Source organism: Streptomyces sp. NPDC005496, from assembly GCF_042872045.1.
Classification (GTDB): domain Bacteria; phylum Actinomycetota; class Actinomycetes; order Streptomycetales; family Streptomycetaceae; genus Streptomyces.
In genome coordinates, this window is record NZ_JBIAJQ010000006.1 from 359463 (window position 1) to 377270 (window position 17808).

The window sequence follows — 17808 nt, forward strand, 5'->3', positions numbered from 1 at the left end:
TTCCTTTCGGGTCGGGAACTGACCGGATCAGCCTGCGCGACGCCGATGAGCAGCCGATCAGTACGGTCCGGTCCAGCCCGCGATCAGCAGCCGATCAGTGCGATTGGGCGCAGCCGACTCCGGCACGCAGGATGGGGACATGCGCATTGACGTGCTCGGAGCGGTGCGGGCCCTCCGTGATGACGGCAGTCCCGTCGAGCTGGGCGGGCCGCGCCATCGTGAGGTGCTCGGGCGGCTTGTCGCCGCAGAGGGCCGGCTGGTCACCACCGACACCCTGGTCCAGGACCTGTGGTCCGATCCGCCGGAGCGAGCCGTCGGCGCCCTGCGTACCTTCGTCGCCGCGCTGCGCCGGGCCCTCGAACCCGAGCGTGCGCCGCGCACTCCACCGCGGGTCATCGTCACCGAGGGCCCCGGTTACGCGCTGCTGCTGCCCCGTGAGGACGTGGACGTCCACCGTTTCCAGGACACGCTGTCCCGGGCCCGGCGCGACCCCGGCGCGGTGACCGACCTCGAAGCGGTACTCGCGGACTGGCGCGGCCCCGCCTACGCCGACGTGCCCGACTCCGTATGGGCGCAGCGCGAGCGGACACGGATCGAGGAGCTGCGGCTGGAGGGGGTGGAACTGCGTGCGCGCATCCTTCTCGACGTGGGGGAGGGGCCCGGTCTCGTGGCCGAGCTGGGTGCTCACGCCGCCGAACACCCCTGGCGCGAACGCGCATGGGAGCTGCTTGCCCGCGCGCTCCACCGGGCCGGGCGCAGGGCTGACGCGCTGGCCACCCTGCGCCGAGCCCGCGCGATGCTCGTCGGCCAACTCGGGCTCGATCCCGGTCCGGCCCTGCAGGACCTGGAGGCGGAGATCCTCAAGGGGCCCCTCTCCGCCGATGACGTACGGACCCCGTGGCCCGGCCGAGGTGTCCGGCTCGGCCCGCGCACCATGGTGGATCTGGCCCGCACTCTCGCGCTGGCGGGTGGCGAAGCCCTCGTCCACTCGCGGCGCGACCGCCTGGCAGCCGTTGAGGCCGCCCAGCGCACGGGGGACCTCTTGCTGACCGCCCGGGTCATCGGTGCCTACGACGTGCCCGCGCTCTGGAGCCGGGCCGACGACCCGGGGCAGTCGCGAGCCGTCGTCGAGGCCGCCGAGCGCACGCTCCATGCGCTGGGCCCCGACAGTCCCGCCGACCTGAGAGCCCGACTCCTGGCCACGGTCGCCGTCGAGAGCCGCAGCGCCGATCTGTCCGCGACCGAGCGGGAGCGCGCACACCAGGCTGCCCGGCAGAGCGAGGCACTTGCACGGGGCCTCGGCGACCCCGCACTCCTGGCCTTCGCCCTCAACGGGTCGTACCTGCAGTCGTTCGCCCGACCGGGGCTAGCCGCGGTGCGGGACGGTATCGGTGCCGAGATTCTCGATCTGGCCACCCGCCACGACCTGGCGAACTTCGCTGTACTGGGCCACCTTGTGCGCCTGCAGTCCGCCTCGGCCGCCGGCGGCCTCGACGCCGCGACCGCGCACGCCGACGCGGCCGAACAACTCGCCGCGACCACCGAGGCATCGCTCGTCCCCGTGCTCACCGCCTGGTTCCGGGCCCGGGCCACCGCCGCACGCAGCACGGAACCCGATGGACCCAGCGCGGCCACCGGCGCGGAGCACTACCGCGCCGCTGAGATCCAACTGCGGACGGCCGGCATGCCAGGCCTGCACCGCGGTCTTCTCCCGCTCGCCCTCCTGGGCCTGCGCCTGCTCCACGACCGGCCCGCGCCCACCGACCCGCGCCTCGACTGGGGCCCGTACCTGCCGTGGGCGCGACCGCTCGTACTGCTCGCTCAGAACCGGGACGAAGAGGCCCGTGCCGCCCTGCGGGTGATGCCGGAACCGCCGCGTGACCACATGCAGGAGGCCATGTGGTGCCTGACCGTCCGCGCGGCCGTACGCCTCGGCGAACGGGAGGTCGCCGCACACGCCGCGACCGCACTGCGCGACGCCCGTGCGGAACACGCCGGCGCCGCCAGCGGACTGCTGACGCTGGGCCCCGTGGCGCGGTACGTGGCGGAGGTGGAGCGATATATCGGAGCGACAGTTGACTGATGGTTCGTCAAAATAAGCAGGAGTAGGTGAGATGGCGGACGCGGTCGCCGGCCTCGGTCGCCGGGCATGCTGGCCGGTCCCGGGTCGTCGTAGGCAGGGGGAGGGGGCGCTTTCGCGGCTCGACCGTGCCGGTAACACCTGTTACCATCGGCCTATGGCGAAGACACAGCTGGGCGCACGCGTGGACGAGGACGTTGCCGAACTCGCGAAGAAGCGTGCCGCGGATCTGGGGCTGGGGGTCGGGGATTACCTGGCCCGGCTGGTGCAGGAGGACGCCAGCGGGCTGCGCGCCCACGCCGTCGATGCGGCGGCCCGCTTCCTGGCCGAGCACCAGGCGGTCTTCGACGAGGCCGAGGAAGCGCAGCAGACGGCTCGGGGAGCGCACGCGGCCTGATGGAACTGCACATCGACGTTCCCTGGATCCTGCAGGTCACCGAGGTGGCCGGAGCGAGCGACCCGGCCCCTGACGACTACGGCGTTCCGGTCGCGGCGATCGCTCGCCACCGGGCCGAGCTGCTCGAACAACCGGTTTACCACGGTCCCTACGCCAAGGCCGGCGCCTTGGTGCACACGCTGGGCCGCTGCCGCTGGCTGGAGCGCTCCAACATGGCCGTTGCCGCCGCTTCGGGCGTGATGTATCTCCAGGCCGCCGGGATTTCCGTCAAGCCGGGCCACCAGGACGCGGTCGCCCTCAAGGACCTGCTGCTGGATCCCGCCTGCACCGCCGGGAAGATCGCCGCTCTGCTGCGGACCTGGCCCACCGCCACCTGAGCCCAGGAGGGCCAAGGTCACCGTGCACGCCGGTGGGCCTCGCGGAGTACGGCGTCACGGCCGTACTCCGCCGGCTGGTCCGACGTGGTGCCCGGGGGTCAGGGGGTCATCTCGTACGCTGTCGACAGGGCTTCGACGTGCTGCCAGACACGCTGGGAACGCTCTTCGTCGACCGCGGGACGGCGGAGTGCGCCCAGGCTCCAGTCCTGCTGCTGCTTGGTCGCGGAGTCCTTGCCGTGCAGTTCGACGGCGTGTGCGGAGAAGTCCCGGATCAGGACGGCGAACAGTTCGTCGAGTATGTCCTCGTCGAGGCCGGTCAACGCTGCCTGTTCCAGGATCAGCTGCCCGTGGACGACGAGCGCGAAGAGCTGGCCGACGGCGAGGAGCAGGTCGAGGTCCTTGCTCTGTGCCTCGTCGGGAGCCGCCGTGCGCACGAACTCGCAGAGAGCGTCGGCCTGTTCGCGGAAGCGGGCGATGTTGGGCAGGTGGGCGTAGGTGTCGAAGGCCGGACGCCAGTCGTGGAAGCGCACCGAGCCCAGGCCGCGGGCGGGGCCTTGACGGAAGAGGAAGTCGTCGTCGGCCGCGTCGAGTCGGGTCGGGACGGGCTCGTAGGCGACCGGGTCGAGGAGGTGGTTGCGCATGAACTTGAGGATGAGCGCCAGGTTCACGTGGACGGTGCCCTCCAGCTTCGGCAGGCCGCGGATCTCGACGGCGGCCTGGGCGAAGTAGGTGTCCTTCTCGAACCCCTTGGCGGCGATGACGTCCCACATCAGGTCGATGACCTTTTCGCCCTCGGTGGTCACCTTCATCTTCGTCATGGGGTTGAAGAGGAGGTAACGGCGGTCGTCGGGGCCCGCGGTGCGGAAGTAGTCGACGGCCCGGTCGCTGAAGAGCTTCATGCCCACCAACCGGACGTAGGCGTCGGTCAGTTCGCGTCGCACGTGCGGGAAGGCGGTGACGGGGCGGCCGTAGAGGATGCGGTTGTGCGCGTGGGTGACGGCCTCGTACATCGCGTGCTCGCAGATGCCGATCGAGGCGGTGCACAGGTTGAACTTGCCGACGTTGACGGTGTTCAGGGCGGCGTCGAAGGCGGCGCGGCCGGTGTGCAGGATGTCGTCCTCGGTCACGGGGTAGTCCGTGAGGCGGAACTCGCTGACGTACTTGGACGAGTCCACGACGTTCTTGACGAGGTGGTACGACGGATGACGGCTGTCGGCGGCGAAGAAGACGTAACCGTCGGGGCCTTCGACGTCGGTGCGGCGGCCGAAGACGGAGACGAGACCGGCCGCGTTGCCGTTGCCGATGTAGTACTTGGAGCCGGTGGCGCGCAGACCGCCCGCGCCGTCGGGCTCCAGGAGCATGTCCGTGGAGTAGATGTCGGCTCCGTGGGCCTTCTCGGACAGGCCGAAGGCGAACACCTCGCCCTGGGAGAGCAGCGCGGCGGCGCGGGCGCGGGCGGCGACGTTGCCGCTCTGCCATACGGGGCCGAGCCCGAGGACGGTGACCTGCCAGGCGTACCAGTAGTCGAGGCCGTAGAAGCCGAATATCTCGTTGAGGGCGGCGATGCGGGCGGTGTCCCAGCGCTTGTCGTTCTCACCGGGAGCGGCGGCGGAGGCGGGGGTGAGGAAGGTGGCGAAGAGTTCTTCCCTGGCGGCGAAGGCGAGGAAGTCCTCGAGCCAGGCGCGGGTGCGGTAGTCCTCGATCAGTCGGCGCTTGCCGCGTTCCTCGAACCAGTCGATGGTGGCGCGCAGCAGCCTGCGGGTCTCCTGGTCGAAGTGCCTGGGGTTGTACGTACGCGGGTTGAACAGCAGCGCGTCGGCCACGGGGTGCCGCCTTTCGGCTGGGAGCGGGACGGATGTCGGTGGGATACGGATGTCGGGGGGCTTGTCGGCCGGTCAGTGGCCGGTAGTGAAACCGGCGAGGGTGGAGAGGACGTCGTCGAGCCAGGCGATCATCATTCGCTCGTACGCGATGCCGCCGCGCAGCACCACGTGCTGGAGCTCGCGCTCGGCGTCGGGCGGCCCGCTCGCCGGGGCTTCCGCGAAGTCGCGTTTCTCGCCCGCGAGGTAGTGGGCCAGACGGTCCTCGTGCGCCTGACGGTGCCGTTCGACCTCACTGATCAGGGCCGTCGGATCGTCGAAGGCGGCGCCTCGGACCTTGACCGCCAGTTCGTGCCGGATGTTCTCGGGCTGGGTCGCCTCATGCAGCCACGCGGAGAGCGCGGTGCGGCCCGGCGCGGCGACGGTGTACTCCTTCTTGTCGGGGCGTCCGTACTGCGGGACGTCCCGGACGTCGACCCAGCCGTCGCCCTCCATGCGTTTGAGCACGCGGTAGATCTGCTGGTGGGTGGCGTTCCAGAAGTACCCGATGGACCGCTCGAACCGCCGGGCCAGCTCATAGCCGGAGCCCGGCTTCTCCAGCAGGGAAACGAGGATCGCGTGCTCGAGCGCCATGCGCACGATCCTGCTATGCACCGCGTTGCATAGCAACGCCGCCGAGGTGAGACGCCGCTCACCACGGGCGGGTCGCGCAGATCACTTCCGGCGGCCGCATGCGCGGGGGAGGGGCGAGGGCCGGCCCTTGATGGCTGCCGGGCGCGCTCGCTCACATGCGTACTGGGCGCACGCAGAGGGGTGCTGGTTCAGTAGCAGGGTCTGCCGGACCGCGGGCTCTCGCTCCACCAACGTCATCCCCTCCCTGTTTCGTGCCAGGGAGGGGATGCGTCTCTGCGTTCTCGGCCTTCTTCGTTCGGGCCGGATGGAGGACAGTCCCGAGGTGGGCATCAGGGCACCGTGGATGAGGCCCGACTCAGTGCGGCAGAGCCTGCGTGGCAGCGGGCGTACGGCGCGTGGCGCTGCGGTAGAGGGAGATGCCCAGGGCCAGCATCCAGTAGCTGAAGACGGCGCCCATCAGGGCGGTGGTGCCCCACCCGTTCGCCGCGTAGAAGTGCGCGGGGGTGTTGCCGAAGAACAGGGACGGTACGAAGGCCAGGTTGACCCCGGCCAGGACGAAGGCCGAGCGGTTGGTCCACTTCGGCAGCAGGTCGGTGCGGGAGATTCCGTAGCCGACGGCGGTCAGGAACAGGGCGAGCATGAGGCGGTCGATCGACCCGTAGAGGATGTAGGTGCCGCTTACGGTGATGGTCGGGTCGATCGAGTGGTCGGCGGCGATGACCGCACCGGCTTCCAGCCCGCTGGAGACCAGGGTGACCGTCGCGTAGACGAGTCCCGTGGCGAAGACCAACGTACCGGCCCATTCATAGGCCGGGTTCGCCTTCTTGACCAGCTCGCGGAAGGCCGTCACGAAGACGAGCAGGAAGGCCAGGGCGAAGATTCCGATCAACAGCCTGGCGAGGACGTTCGCGTCCGGCGGCGGGCCGGAATAGATGAAGTACAGGGGTACTTCGACGATGAAGGCGACAGCAGTGGCGATGCCGACGAGGCCTGTCAGGCGCCTGGCCACGTTTTCGTGCATGGGTGTCCCCCTGGATTCGTAGGAGCGATTCCTTGTTGGGATTCCTCGTTGATTCGGTGGTGTGAATCCTGCCGCCGGCCGCGCTTCCGGTCGCTGGTCCTGAACACCGGATCAGGGGTGGTCCTACCGCCACCCCTGACGTCGTGCCCCAGTCACTCAAGGTCGCCTGGCACAAGGCGAGTTCACAGGGTTGCTGCCTCATGTGGTGTGGAGTGCTGCTGGAGGATGGCTACAGGGTCGTGTTGGCGTTGGGGGTGGAGGGCTAGCGTGCGTGGTGGCGGTGTATTTCGGCCGCGTTGGAGCTGGGGCACGAACTCGACGAGGTGGGGAGGGCGCCATGCTGATTCAGGTTCTGGGTCCGTTGAGTGCCGAGGTCAACGGGGCGTCGATTGTTCCGTCGGCGGGCAAGCCGCGGCAGATTCTGGCGTTGCTGGCGCTGTATCCGGGCAGGGTGATGCCAGTTCCCACCTTGATGGAGGAGTTGTGGGGGTGTGAGCCGCCGGCGAGTGCGCTGACGACGCTGCAGACCTACATTCTGCAGTTGCGGCGGCGGTTGGGGACGGCGATGGGGCCCGGTGCCGGGTCGGGGGCGAAGGATGTTCTGGCCACTCGGCACGGCGGGTATCTGCTGCAGGTCGACAAGAGCTGTGTGGATGTGAACCGCTACGAGGAGTGGATCCGCCAGGGTCAGGCCGCGTTCGATGCGGGCGACAACGAGCTGTCCGCGGCGCGATTCGGTGCGGCGCTGGCGTTGTGGAGCGGTGCGCCGCTGGTGGATGTGAAGCTGGGGCCGGTGCTGGAGATCGAGGTCATGCGGCTTCAGGAGAGTCGGCTGGTGACGGTCGAGCGGCGCATCGACGCGGATCTGCGGCTGGGCCGGCACTCGGAGTTGATCGCTGAGCTGACGGAGCTGACGGCGCGTCACCCGCATCATGAGGGGCTGCATTCGCAGGCGATGCTGGCGATGTATCGCGCGGGCCGGCAGGCGACCGCGTTGGAGGTCTACCGCAGGCTGCGGATGCGTCTGATCGACGACCTGGGCGTGGAGCCGTCACCGCAGTTGCAGCGCATGCACCACGCGGTACTGGCAGTGGACCCGCAACTCGACGTGCTGGCGGGCCCGCGCCACTCCTCGACGTTCGACCTGTTCGCCGCCTGAGCGCGGCCTGCTGCGCTGCCTCACTGTCTGCAACGCCCCGGGCAGTCCACTTCCTGTCAACGGCTCCACTCAAGGCCGGCCCTGTCTCGCCGAGTTGGACCGCATCCCGGCAACATCGACGGTTGACGCGCCACGGCGGGCACCTATTTGCTGGGCGGATGAACGACCTTCGTATCCAAGCGGTTGACGACGACCCCTCGATTCGCGATTGGCAGTATGCCCACAACGTGATCGTCCCCGGCGACGTGCTGTCGCTCGACGACGTCCGTGCCCGCACGGGCCGCAATCGCATGGAGGTCGCCTATCTCGGTGACGTCCTGATCGGCTGCACCACCGTGCGTCCGCCCACTCAGGACAACGGCGCCACCGCCACGGTCATCGCCCGCGTTCTGCCGGACCACCGCCGCCAAGGCTTCGGCACTCGACTCTATGAGCGCGCCCTGGAGCAGGCCCGCGCGCTGGACGCCCAAGTGATCGAGACGGTGGTACTGGCCTCGAATGCGGACGGACTGCGCTTCGCCCGACAGCACGGGTTCGTCGAGCTCGAACGCTATCTGCTGCGCGAGGGCGACACCGTGCCCTGGATCGACCTGCGCCTGGCCTGATCTGCCGGACGGACAGCTCCGGAGAGTCAGGCAGCGTCAGCGCGCGCGGGCCTGGCCCGGAGCTGGAGCACTGCCAGGGGACACCATCGGCAGGGTGGCCGAGACAGAGTGGCCGGGGGAGTGGGCTACTTGCATCCAGGCGGGTCCACCTTGCTCGGCACGAACTGCAGTGTGGGTGTCCCGGCGGCATCGAAGTTGGCCGTGTCCGGGCTGGTCAGAGTCATGTACCCGGCCAGGGTCTCGCTGTCCTGCGATTGCGCCTCGCCCTTGACCTGTTCGGCGCCGGGCAGAACGGAGTCGAGTACCCACCAACGTCCGCCGAACTCGGCCCACTTGATGCCGCAGTGCGTATAGATGTCGTATGGATAGGCCTTGAGTTCCTTGGGGTGAGCCGGTCCCTTGTGCTGCTCGTCGAGTACGCCGGTGCGCGCCGGCAAAGTGGGCGCGGCATGCTGCGAGTCGGTGGCGTTGCCGCCCGAGTTCGAGCAGCCGGACAGCAGCAGCCCGGCGCTCAGCAGCATGACGACGGTACGACGCGTTGTCTTCATGAATCTTTGACGCCGCAGCCGGGTAAAGCGTTCGTTCTGCTCGGCGTCAGCCGGACCTCTGCCGGTGGCGGTTCGAGGCAGGTGAGGGGACGGTCTCATCGGTCCCGCCGGCCTGTCCAAGGCTGCGGTGCCCTTGGTGACAACTGTGCTCCCCTGTGGTCGAAGTATCGGACGTGCGCGATGTGTTGACACCCCTTCGGCCTCTCCTATCATCAAATGTTGTCCGGGAATACGTTCAACGTTCGAGATGGCGAACAGCGAGTGTTTGCGCGACGACCGCCCAGACCGCCCACGGCAGACTCCGAACGACGCGTCGAACACCCGATGTCGCAGGCCATGACATCAGAAAGACCCGTCCGCCCCGGCGGCAGGGCTCCACCGAACCCCCCACCTCAGGAGACCCCATGTCAGTGACTCCAGCTCACTTACGGCGGTTCAGGCCCTTCGCCCTGCTGGCGGTCGTTGCGGCTCTGGCCGCCACTCTGCTCGGCAGCCCGGCCTCCGCCGGTGGGAGTGCCGCGGCCGCCGGCTCGCTGCCATGCGACCTGTACGCGGCCGGTGGCACGCCTTGCGTTGCAGCGCACAGTACGACCCGCGCCCTGTACTCCGCCTACAACGGCCGCCTCTACCAGGTCAGGCGAGCCTCGGACGGTTCCACCCGGGACATCGGTGCGCTCGGCGCGGGCGGTTACGCCGACGCCGCCGCGCAGGACTCGTTCTGTGCGGGCACGAGCTGCCTCATCACCGTCATCTACGACCAGTCGGCCCGCGGCAATCACCTCACTCAGGCGCCGCCCGGAGGATTCCAGGGCCCAGCCGCAGGCGGGTACGACAATCTCGCCGAAGCCTCGGCGGCACCCGTCACCGTAGGCGGCCACAAGGCGTACGGCGTCTTCGTCGCGCCCGGCACCGGCTACCGCGACAACAGCACCAACGGCATCGCCACCGGAGACCAGCCCGAAGGCATGTACGCCGTCCTCGACGGCACCCACTACAACGGCGGTTGCTGCTTCGACTACGGCAACGCAGAGACCAACAGCCGGGACAACGGCAACGGCACCATGGAGACGATCTACTTCGGCAACATCAAGGTGTGGGGCTACGGAACGGGCAACGGGCCCTGGGTCATGGCCGACCTGGAGAACGGCCTGTTCTCCGGAGTGAACCCCGGCTACAACGCGAACGACCCGAGCGTCAGCCACCGGTTCCTCACCGCCGTCGTCAAGGGCGGGCCGAACCACTGGGCGATCCGCGCCGGCAACGCCCAGTCGGGCGGCCTGTCCACCTACTACGACGGCCCGCGCCCCAACGCCTCCGGCTACAACCCGATGAAGAAGGAGGGCGCGATCATCCTCGGCATCGGCGGCGACAACAGCAACAGCTCGGCCGGCACCTTCTACGAGGGCGTCATGACGTCCGGCTACCCCTCGGCGGCGACCGAGAACGCCGTCCAGGCCAACGTCAACGCAGCCGGGTACACCACCTCCGCTGTGGCAGGCGCTCCCACACCGGGCGCCAGGGTCTCACTGCGGGCGACCACCTCCTGCTGCACGAACAGCTATCTCCGGCACAACAGCGCCGACAACAATGCCGTCATCGCAGCGGTCTCCGCCTCCAGTACGTCCGCCGACAAGGCTGCCGCCACCTGGACCGTGCGCCCGGGACTGGGCGACGCCTCCTGCGTGTCCTTCGAGTCCGTCGACAATCCGGGGCAGTACCTGCGCCATTACGATCTCCGGCTGCGTGTCGACACCCTGGACAACAGCGCACTCTCGAGACTGGACGCCACGTTCTGCCCACAGGCCGGCCACAACGGCCAGGGCGTCTCGCTCCGGTCCGCCAACTACCCGAGTGATTTCGTCCGCCACTACAACTACGGTGCCTACGTGGCGAGTCACGGTGGCACCCACGACTGGGACAGCACCACCGCCTGGGCCGACGACACCAGTTGGGCCGTGACCTCCCCCTGGGCCTGACACCCACCGAGCCGTGCCGCCCGCGGGCGGCACGGCTACCCTCATCGCGGTGTGCCCGTCACGGCGGGTCGTCTCCCTCGTCCCGGGACCGCTGTAGCAACTCGTCCAGATCACGCAGGCGGTCGAGGCCACGGACTGCCTGGCTCATCCGGGTGTTGCCGGACAGCCGTTGGCGGTGCCGGTGGAGGAAGGCCCAGTATCCGGTGGTGAACGGGCACGCCCGGTCGCCTGTGCGTTCCGTGGGGTGGTAGGCGCAGCCGGTGCACAGATCGCTCATGCGGTGGATGTACGCGCCACCCGAGGTGTACGGCTTGGTGGTCATCCGGCCGCCGTCGGCGTACTGGGACATCCCGATGACGTTGGGCAGCATGACCCAGTCGTACCCGTCGACGAAACAGCGGTGGAACCAGTCCATGACCGCCCGCGGGTCCCAGCCGCGTTGCAGGGCGTAACTGCCGAGCAGCATCAGCCGGGGGATGTGATGGGTCCAGCCGGTGTCGCGGACCTGGGCCAAGGTCGTGGCCAGACAGCGGGCGGTGACGGCGTCCGCGTCGAGTTCGAGGAACCAGTCCGGGAGGGGCGTGCGGTGCCCCAGTGCGTTGCTGTGCCGGTAGTCGTCGCCGAAGTACCAGTAGAGCTGCCAGACGTACTCGCGCCATCCGGCGATCTGCCGGACGAACCCCTCCACGCTGTTGATCGGCGCCTGCCCGGAGCGCCACGCCTCCTCGGCCTTCTCGACGCACTCCGCAGGGTGCAGCAGGCCGAGGTTGAGTGACGACGACAGCAGGCTGTGGCTCATCACCGGGTCCGCTCGCAGCATGGCGTCCTCGTGCGGGCCGAAGCCCGCGAGGCGGTGCTCGACGAAGCGCCGGAGCGCGGCCGACGCCTCACGCCGAGTGGCGGGGAAGCGCCGTGGTCCGTCGTTTCCGACGAAGCTGGTGTCACCGCTGCGCTCCCAGCGGTCCAGGTCGTGCCGCACCTCTTCGTCGATCGCGTCTTCCCGCGGCCGGTAGGGCGGCGGCACGTCCAGGGTCCGTGCGTCCTTGGGCGGGGGTTCGCGGTTGTCGTGGTCGTGGTTCCAGCGGCCGCCCGCCGGGGCGTCCGCGTCCATCAGCAGATGGTGTCCACGGCGCACCCACCGGTAGAAGTCCTCCTGGCGCAGATGCCGGCCGCCGTGGCCGTCGGCCCAGGCGGTGAAGTCCGGTTGGGGGACCAGGAAGCCGCGGGCCGGAAGCACGGTGACGGTGCCGAGGGACCGGACCAGACGAAGGGCCGCGTGCGAGGTGGGGTGATGCACCGTCACCGGACTGTTCCCGAGTGCTTCGTGGAGCCCTTCGCGGTAGGTGTCGCTCCGGATGTATGAGGCACGGTCGCCGAGTTCGGCCGCCCTGTGCCGCATCGCGGAGAGGATGAGGTGGGCCTTCGCGCGATGGAAGCGCCGACGGCGGAACACCGAACGGGCCTCGATGATCACGACCGGCGCGTCGTGCGCGGGGCCGTCATCGCCGGGAGTGAGGAAGTGAGGTCCCAGCTGGTCGCCGAAGAGCCAGTGAGCGGTGGTCATGTGCGCGCTGGGCCTCCGTCGCCTCGGTGGATGTGTTGCGGATCGGACAGTCCTGAACGGCGAGCCGCGCTGGGCTCGGGGACTGCCCAAGGCGACGCTGATCCACGCGTCCGTACCGGGCATCTCTACACGATGGGCGATGAGTGGCTGACCCCTGCAGGCGCGAGTCGCCGCGTAGCGACCCGCACGAGTGACGGCGGTCGCCGCGGAGGCGTGTCCGCCGCAGGGCGCCGGGGGAGGGTGGAGCTCTCCGCAGACTGCGAACGCGCGGTCAGAATCAGTGCAGGCAGTGCGGGGGACGGTCGGCGCGGAAGAGGGCGTCAGCGAGGTGGGCCGCGCCCGGGTGGTGCGCGCGTATGTGTCCGGCACGCACGAGCCTGCTCGGGGCGGTGCCGCCGAGATAGATCGAGCCCAGGTCGCTGATGTCCAGGGACAGGTCGGGTTCCAGGTCGGTCGGGGTGCACTTGGCCTCGCCGTCCCGAACGGTCAGCAGGTAGCGGCCGTGTTCGGCGAGGAACGGGTCGTCGACGTCGAGGACGAGATCGCCGTCCGTGAACCAGCCGCGCGCGGTCAGCGCACGAGGGACGTCCAGCAGTCGTACCCAGAGCCAGTCGGTGTCCTCACTCACCTGGCCGGCGCGGTAGTCCGCGAGTTGCCAGCGCAGCGGGTGTTCCGGCGGGAGATGTTTGAATACGATCTTGGTGACCAGGTCGTGGCCGAGTACGAACCGGGCCAGGGCCGTGAAGCCAGCGTCGTCGGTGGTGATGGTCTCGTCGACCGTCAAGGTGTTGGGCTCGCCGATCGAATAGCTGGCGTACCCGTCCGGGACTCCGTCTGCGTCACGGTGTACGGCGACGTAGCGCGGTGCCGGAGAGATCGGAGGCTGCCCGGCTCGCAGGGCCCACCAGCGGTGCGGCCGGGACAGCGCACCCGGCTGGGCACGGCGGTACCGGTCGTAGACCTCTTCCAGGATCTCTCCGCAGTCGGCACGACGGAGGATTTCGACCGAGCCGGTTGCCGCGCCGGCGGCTCCGCGTGCCCGGGGAGCCGCCAGGGCGGCCTCCCGGCGCGGAACCGTCAGCCGTGACGTGTAGGTCGCCGGTCCGTAGCCGAACCTCCCGTAGATGGGGGCCTCGGACGCCAACAGCACGGAGAGGGACTCCCCACGGGCCCGCAGTTGGCCGAGCTGATGGCGCATCATCGCGCTGAGCACGCCTTGGCGTCGGTGGGAGGGCAGGACGCCGACGGCGGTCACTCCGGCGGCCGGGACATGGGTCTGCCCGGGAAGGGTGAGCTCGAAGGAGTACGCGGCGGCCGTACCGACAGGCCGCCCGTCGGCCTCCAACGCAAGGAGACAGCGGTCCACTTCGAGCGCCGACCACCAGAGCCCGCCGCCCTCGACCGGGGTTTCGGGGAAGCGCCCGAACGCGGCATGGACCGTGTCGACAAAGACGTCTAGTTCCTTGTCGGTCGTGGAACGGATCTCCATCGTTGCCGCTGCCTCCTCGGGATGCCGGCACCACGGCTCGTGGCGGCGCCTGGGCACAGTGCAACGGTGACCCGCACCTTGGTCAAACGAATTACGGCCGGGGGCCGCTTGAGGAGGAGGGTTCCCTAGTGGCCGCCGACCGACTGCCCAGGAGGTGCTAGCCCAGGCGCCTCTGCCGCCGGTAGCGAAGGATCACGAAGGTGAGCGCCGCGAGCTGAGCGACGAGCCAGATGCTCAGCTCCACCTCCCCCATGCCACCGCCGAGCGCTACCAGCGCCAGGGCGAAGACAGCGATGACCAACACTAGGTTCACGATCAAGCTGCGCAAGGTCCCTACCCCCATACTTGTCGACTTGCGTCGTGACGAGGATGATCGCAGCCGATGAGCGTCGCGTAAAGATCTTGACCAGCAGTCGGTGCACCGCTCGCAACCGGATCCACCGCTCGCAAAGACCTGCAGGACGTTGTGACTTGTGTCACATTTTGGCGAGTGAGTACTGGTGGCTCGTGCGTCCGGAAGGCGTCGCTGCGAAGCGATTGCCGCGTTATTCGATGGGGGTGAGGGGCGTTCACCCTCGGCTCTCCTTCGAATCGGGTGCTCAACATGGCCCGGTGTGGGCTGAAGTGAGGGAAGGAGCGTTGAAGGTTCGGCAGTGCGAGACGGGCTGCCGCCGCGGTGTCTGCTGGGCCGAAGCCAGGGGCGGAGAGCGGTCTCAATTTTCAGTTCGCGCCGCGACGACATTCACTATCCGCTTCAAATAGGCGAATTGAAGTGCGGCGCGGAGTGGATTCCCCTGGGCTGGGGCCACTGTGGCATGTGGGGGCGCGTCAAAGGCCATTGTCTTGCGGCAGGTTGACGGGAACACTGTTCTTCACACGGAGTCGCCGCCGCATTCCCGAATTGCCGGGCACCGGCGCCGACGCGTGGGGAAGAGAGGTGAAGTCCAATGGGTTTGAAGATGACGATGACCACCCGCTGTTCGGTCTCTGTGCACTGGCAGCACGTGCGAGTGGTCATCATCGTCATGATCCTCGTGCTCCTGAGTGTGCTGACTCATGGAGACGGTGATCTGACGCTGGTCGACACGCTGTTGCCGCGCGTCTGAGGGGCGAGTAGGTCCCTCCAAGGGGGCGGTTGCCGGGAGACCGGTGACCGCCCCTTCACTTTGTCAGGCTAGCGCACAAAGTCCGGTCGATGAAGGGGAATCCACTCGATTTCTCCGCAGTGCTCTTGGAACTATCCGGTAGGAGTCGCGCCAGAGCGACAGACGTATGCGAATTGAACACGGCTGCGGGAAAGAGGCCCTGAACAGGCGCCGTTCGCGCAGCCTGGTCGTCTGACTGATCAACTTACGGAGAGAACCCGGCGGAATGCCGCGTTGCCGTACTCGTCGGGCGAGGCGATGGCGACCCCCTGCGCTTCCACCCATGCGTGGAAACGGTAGGGATCGTCCGCCGTGCCGATGCACCACATCGCACGCCTGCCCGTCAGTGCCAGCATCCCGAGCGTGGCCAGGGACAACTCCAGGCAGGCGGCACGTCCCGGGTACCACTGGGCTGCGTGCCGTACCGCCGCGAGGGAGGCTGACGCCTGCTCCGGCGTGGCCTCCCGCCGGCACCAGGTGCGCGCGGTCCAACTCACCGTGCGGGACACGGCCCTCAGCGGCAGCCGGATCAGCAGGAGGGCCCCGAGGAGTGCGAGCAGGCCGAGTACCGCGGTCACGACGCCGCGCAGGGTGCGGCCGCCTTCGCCCCGTACCGGCTCGGCGGCCATGGTCATCTGGGCTGCGGCCAGGGGCACTTCGGCGGCGGGTGGAACCTCGTCCTCGGACGGGTCGGGCCCGGAGCATCCGGCATGGTCTGGAGGCCGCCGGCCGGGCAGGGGTGCGCGCTCCGCCAGGGAAGGCGGAACATCGACGCCCAGGGACGGGTGTGTGCGTAGCTCGCCATCGGGGGGCGTCCGGCTCGGGGCGTGCGCGGCGAGGAGGCCGCGGCCGATCAGGTCGTCGGCGAGGCGGCGGGCGTCCGCGCGGATCCGGTCGTGCTGCTGGTCCGGGTAACGCCGGGCCAGTACCAGCACCGCGGAGTCGAAGTTCCCGCTGCGGCGCCATTCGAGCCACAGGGTGCGGGCCATGGAGTTCATCGCGAAACAGCGGCCGGACCGCACGTCCAGCAGCACGCTGCCACCGTGCGGTGAGGTGCTCTCGCGAACGTGCTCGGACACGCTCAGTCTCGTCATGGCCGCTCCTGTCCGCTGTCGCCGGCCGTCAGCCACAGGTCCGCGCCGAGCAGGCGGTTGAGCGCCGGGAAGGGTACGGGCAGGCCCGCGACCGCCCGTTCCACCGAGGCGATCACCCGCGAGGGTTCGACGATCCCGAGGTCGGCGAGTGGTGATCGCAGGAGCCGGGTTTTGATCTGGTCCGCCGAGCGGCGGACCCCGCGGTAGTTCTCGGCCGCGTAGTCGCCCTTGGTCCTGCGCCGCAGCACAGGGTCGGGGACCAGACCGGTCAAGGCGGCCGCCAGCAGCGGCTTGGCGGTGAACGGGTCGATCCGGTGCGGCAACGGGAGGCGGGAACATGCCCGTACGACCTCGCTGTCGAGGAAGGGAGCGTGTGGCCAGATCCCGAACTCACGGGCCGTGGCGGTGAACTGCGCCTGCACGGCGGCGGAAGTGCGCAGCTCGCACAGGACCGCCCGGGTGCCCGGTGTCGCGTGAGGCGAAGAGCAGGCGGGACCGGCCGATCGTGCGCGCTCCAAGGCCAGTTCGGCCAGGTACCGGCGTGTCCTGGTGGTCAGCCAGGCCGTCTCCGGTCCCGGGGAAGGCCACCAGGCGACCGCGTCCACCCACCGCGGCGGGTTATCCATGGGCTCGTCGAAGCGGGCCGCGAGTTCGATCATCGACTGCCGCAGGGGAGTGCGTGCCAGGCGACGGGCCCGCAGAACGACATCTACGGGGGAGAGTTGGCGTATGCGGGCAAGCGCACGTGCGTCGCCCACGAGCCTGCGCAGCCCGGCAGTGGCCGCGATGTCACCGAGGTAGGAGGGTGGTGCGGCCAGTAGTGCGTCGCCGCCCTCTCCGGTCAGGTGGATGCCGGGGCCGCCGCGCGCGATGTGGTCCAGTCGCAGCCACTGCCGGGCGCCGATGACCGCCGCCGGGTCGGGCTGGTCCGCACGCACCCGCTCGGACAGCCCGCTGTAGGGCAGGGAGTCCTCGCTGCCGCGGGTGACGGCGAGTTGGATCGAGGGCGCCTGCTCGGCGTATGCCGTGGCATGGCCGAGGTCGCCGGCGGGTGCGTCGGGGTGGTGGTAGACGAAGGTGTCCAGGGGCGGATGACTGGTTGTGCGGGCGGCAAGGAAGGCCAGGGACGTGGAGTCCAGGCCGCCGCTGAAGTCAGAGGTGATCCGGGCGGCGCCGGCGGTGCGCAGCGTGACTGCGCGCGTGAGGGCTGACCGCAACTGGGCTGCGCTGTCCTCGAACCGTGTGCCGGGGTCGGGGGTGAGGTCCTCGTAGGTCCAGTGGGTGAGGGCGCCGGAGGGGGCGACTCTCAGGGCCTGGCCGCCACCGAGCCGACGGATCCCGTCGAACGCCGTGCGCCCTTCGGTGAGTTCGGGAACTGCGGGGCAGACGATGTGCGCGGCGATCGCGGTGGTGTCGGGCCCGTCCGTTACTCCTGACAGGGTCGCCGCGCTCCTCGCACGGGTCGACAGCACAGTGCTGTGGCCGTGGCGCCCGTAGTAGAGGGGAAACTGCCCCGCCGGGTCGGTATACGCGGTGAGGTGGCCGTCGTCGTGGAGCAGGATGAGCAGGTAGGCGCCGGGCCATCGGGTCAGACGTTCCCAGCGGCCGTCCTGGGTAGCCCGGCGTAAGTCATGACGCATCGTCACTTCGTCGGCGAGACACTGGCCGACAGCGGCCAGTCGGGTGTGTGCGCACTGCACGGTGCGGACCTCGCCGGGGTGCCACGAACCCCAGGACCACAGCAGGCCTTCGCCTGGCCACAGCCGAGTGGCCCCGCGTGGCGACGGCTGCGTCGGTGCCGGTGGCATCAGTCCCGCGATGGTGGGCCCGTCGGGAGAGGGAAGGACAGGAGACGGGCAGCGTAGGTCCGTGGCGGCGGGGGCCGCGGGTTGGGGCATGA

General features: G+C 69.4%; 16 protein-coding genes. 7 read left to right on the plus strand and 9 right to left on the minus strand.

Features of this window, described 5'->3' with window-relative positions:
- The first annotated feature begins 139 nt into the window (after positions 1–139).
- From ACFYQQ_RS20750 to ACFYQQ_RS20760, 3 genes are all read left to right on the plus strand, one after another.
- Positions 140–2083, plus strand: a complete 1944-nt coding sequence (locus ACFYQQ_RS20750) for an AfsR/SARP family transcriptional regulator (RefSeq protein ID WP_356240903.1) — start codon at positions 140–142, stop codon at positions 2081–2083.
- A gap of 154 nt (positions 2084–2237) precedes the next feature.
- Entirely contained in the window at positions 2238–2477 is a 240-nt protein-coding gene (locus tag ACFYQQ_RS20755; protein ID WP_356175439.1) for a hypothetical protein, read from the plus strand.
- Positions 2477–2854, plus strand: coding sequence for a fic family toxin-antitoxin system, toxin component (locus ACFYQQ_RS20760; RefSeq protein WP_356175442.1), 378 nt, complete (start codon positions 2477–2479; stop codon positions 2852–2854). The genes ACFYQQ_RS20755 and ACFYQQ_RS20760 overlap by 1 nt, the downstream gene beginning before the upstream one ends.
- Positions 2855–2952: 98 nt before the next feature.
- Here ACFYQQ_RS20760 and ACFYQQ_RS20765 read toward each other — a convergent pair whose 3' ends face one another.
- The 3 genes from ACFYQQ_RS20765 to ACFYQQ_RS20775 form a co-directional block, all read right to left on the minus strand.
- Positions 2953–4677 (minus strand): acyl-CoA dehydrogenase family protein, encoded by a 1725-nt coding sequence (locus tag ACFYQQ_RS20765; RefSeq protein WP_356175445.1) that lies wholly within the window; start codon positions 4675–4677, stop codon positions 2953–2955.
- A gap of 72 nt (positions 4678–4749) precedes the next feature.
- Entirely contained in the window at positions 4750–5307 is a 558-nt protein-coding gene (locus ACFYQQ_RS20770) for a PadR family transcriptional regulator (RefSeq protein ID WP_356175447.1), read from the minus strand.
- Positions 5308–5662: 355 nt separating this feature from the next.
- Entirely contained in the window at positions 5663–6328 is a 666-nt protein-coding gene (locus tag ACFYQQ_RS20775) for a hypothetical protein (protein WP_355795850.1), read from the minus strand.
- A 337-nt stretch (positions 6329–6665) separates the two neighbouring features.
- On the opposite strand from ACFYQQ_RS20775, the gene ACFYQQ_RS20780 reads away from it, so the two are divergent.
- On the plus strand, positions 6666–7487 hold the full coding sequence (locus ACFYQQ_RS20780; protein ID WP_355789838.1) for an AfsR/SARP family transcriptional regulator: 822 nt from the start codon (positions 6666–6668) through the stop codon (positions 7485–7487).
- Positions 7488–7645: 158 nt separating this feature from the next.
- Positions 7646–8092: a GNAT family N-acetyltransferase gene (locus ACFYQQ_RS20785; protein ID WP_355789841.1), complete on the plus strand. Its 447-nt coding sequence runs from the start codon at positions 7646–7648 to the stop codon at positions 8090–8092.
- Positions 8093–8217: 125 nt separating this feature from the next.
- On the opposite strand, the gene ACFYQQ_RS20790 is transcribed toward ACFYQQ_RS20785, so the two are convergent.
- Positions 8218–8640 (minus strand): hypothetical protein, encoded by a 423-nt coding sequence (locus tag ACFYQQ_RS20790; RefSeq protein ID WP_355789844.1) that lies wholly within the window; start codon positions 8638–8640, stop codon positions 8218–8220.
- Between the two features lie 404 nt (positions 8641–9044).
- On the opposite strand from ACFYQQ_RS20790, the gene ACFYQQ_RS20795 reads away from it, so the two are divergent.
- Positions 9045–10616 (plus strand): alpha-L-arabinofuranosidase B, encoded by a 1572-nt coding sequence (locus ACFYQQ_RS20795; RefSeq protein ID WP_355789846.1) that lies wholly within the window; start codon positions 9045–9047, stop codon positions 10614–10616.
- A 58-nt stretch (positions 10617–10674) separates the two neighbouring features.
- On the opposite strand, the gene ACFYQQ_RS20800 is transcribed toward ACFYQQ_RS20795, so the two are convergent.
- The 3 genes from ACFYQQ_RS20800 to ACFYQQ_RS20810 all read right to left on the minus strand — a co-directional run bounded on the left by ACFYQQ_RS20800 (position 10675) and on the right by ACFYQQ_RS20810 (position 13988).
- Entirely contained in the window at positions 10675–12180 is a 1506-nt protein-coding gene (locus ACFYQQ_RS20800) for a cryptochrome/photolyase family protein (protein ID WP_356175816.1), read from the minus strand.
- A 277-nt stretch (positions 12181–12457) separates the two neighbouring features.
- On the minus strand, positions 12458–13669 hold the full coding sequence (locus ACFYQQ_RS20805) for a GNAT family N-acetyltransferase (protein ID WP_355791180.1): 1212 nt from the start codon (positions 13667–13669) through the stop codon (positions 12458–12460).
- 157 nt (positions 13670–13826) lie between these two features.
- Positions 13827–13988 carry a hypothetical protein gene (locus ACFYQQ_RS20810; RefSeq protein ID WP_388904934.1) on the minus strand — a complete coding sequence of 54 codons (162 nt, stop codon included), beginning with the start codon at positions 13986–13988 and terminating at the stop codon, positions 13827–13829.
- Between the two features lie 628 nt (positions 13989–14616).
- Here ACFYQQ_RS20810 and ACFYQQ_RS20815 point away from each other — a divergent pair.
- Positions 14617–14775 (plus strand): hypothetical protein, encoded by a 159-nt coding sequence (locus ACFYQQ_RS20815; RefSeq protein ID WP_355791174.1) that lies wholly within the window; start codon positions 14617–14619, stop codon positions 14773–14775.
- Between the two features lie 239 nt (positions 14776–15014).
- Here ACFYQQ_RS20815 and ACFYQQ_RS20820 read toward each other — a convergent pair whose 3' ends face one another.
- A complete protein-coding gene (locus ACFYQQ_RS20820; RefSeq protein WP_356175810.1) occupies positions 15015–15908 on the minus strand; it encodes a lasso peptide biosynthesis B2 protein in 894 nt (297 codons plus the stop codon).
- Entirely contained in the window at positions 15905–17806 is a 1902-nt protein-coding gene (locus ACFYQQ_RS20825; RefSeq protein ID WP_388904935.1) for an albusnodin/ikarugamycin family macrolactam cyclase, read from the minus strand. Before ACFYQQ_RS20825 ends, ACFYQQ_RS20820 begins: the two co-directional genes overlap by 4 nt.
- Positions 17807–17808: the final 2 nt, after the last annotated feature.

Excerpts from the sequence above, each read along its gene's own strand:
- ACFYQQ_RS20750 (WP_356240903.1), top strand. The coding sequence starts at position 140 with ATGCGCATTGACGTGCTCGGAGCGGTGCGGGCCCTCCGTGATGACGGC.
- ACFYQQ_RS20755 (WP_356175439.1), top strand. The coding sequence starts at position 2,238 with ATGGCGAAGACACAGCTGGGCGCACGCGTGGACGAGGACGTTGCCGAA.
- ACFYQQ_RS20760 (WP_356175442.1), top strand. The coding sequence starts at position 2,477 with ATGGAACTGCACATCGACGTTCCCTGGATCCTGCAGGTCACCGAGGTG.
- ACFYQQ_RS20770 (WP_356175447.1), bottom strand. The coding sequence starts at position 5,307 with ATGGCGCTCGAGCACGCGATCCTCGTTTCCCTGCTGGAGAAGCCGGGC.
- ACFYQQ_RS20775 (WP_355795850.1), bottom strand. The coding sequence starts at position 6,328 with ATGCACGAAAACGTGGCCAGGCGCCTGACAGGCCTCGTCGGCATCGCC.
- ACFYQQ_RS20780 (WP_355789838.1), top strand. The coding sequence starts at position 6,666 with ATGCTGATTCAGGTTCTGGGTCCGTTGAGTGCCGAGGTCAACGGGGCG.
- ACFYQQ_RS20785 (WP_355789841.1), top strand. The coding sequence starts at position 7,646 with ATGAACGACCTTCGTATCCAAGCGGTTGACGACGACCCCTCGATTCGC.
- ACFYQQ_RS20790 (WP_355789844.1), bottom strand. The coding sequence starts at position 8,640 with ATGAAGACAACGCGTCGTACCGTCGTCATGCTGCTGAGCGCCGGGCTG.
- ACFYQQ_RS20795 (WP_355789846.1), top strand. The coding sequence starts at position 9,045 with ATGTCAGTGACTCCAGCTCACTTACGGCGGTTCAGGCCCTTCGCCCTG.
- ACFYQQ_RS20800 (WP_356175816.1), bottom strand. The coding sequence starts at position 12,180 with ATGACCACCGCTCACTGGCTCTTCGGCGACCAGCTGGGACCTCACTTC.
- ACFYQQ_RS20805 (WP_355791180.1), bottom strand. The coding sequence starts at position 13,669 with ATGGAGATCCGTTCCACGACCGACAAGGAACTAGACGTCTTTGTCGAC.
- ACFYQQ_RS20815 (WP_355791174.1), top strand. The coding sequence starts at position 14,617 with ATGGGTTTGAAGATGACGATGACCACCCGCTGTTCGGTCTCTGTGCAC.
- ACFYQQ_RS20820 (WP_356175810.1), bottom strand. The coding sequence starts at position 15,908 with ATGACGAGACTGAGCGTGTCCGAGCACGTTCGCGAGAGCACCTCACCG.
- ACFYQQ_RS20825 (WP_388904935.1), bottom strand. The coding sequence starts at position 17,806 with ATGCCCCAACCCGCGGCCCCCGCCGCCACGGACCTACGCTGCCCGTCT.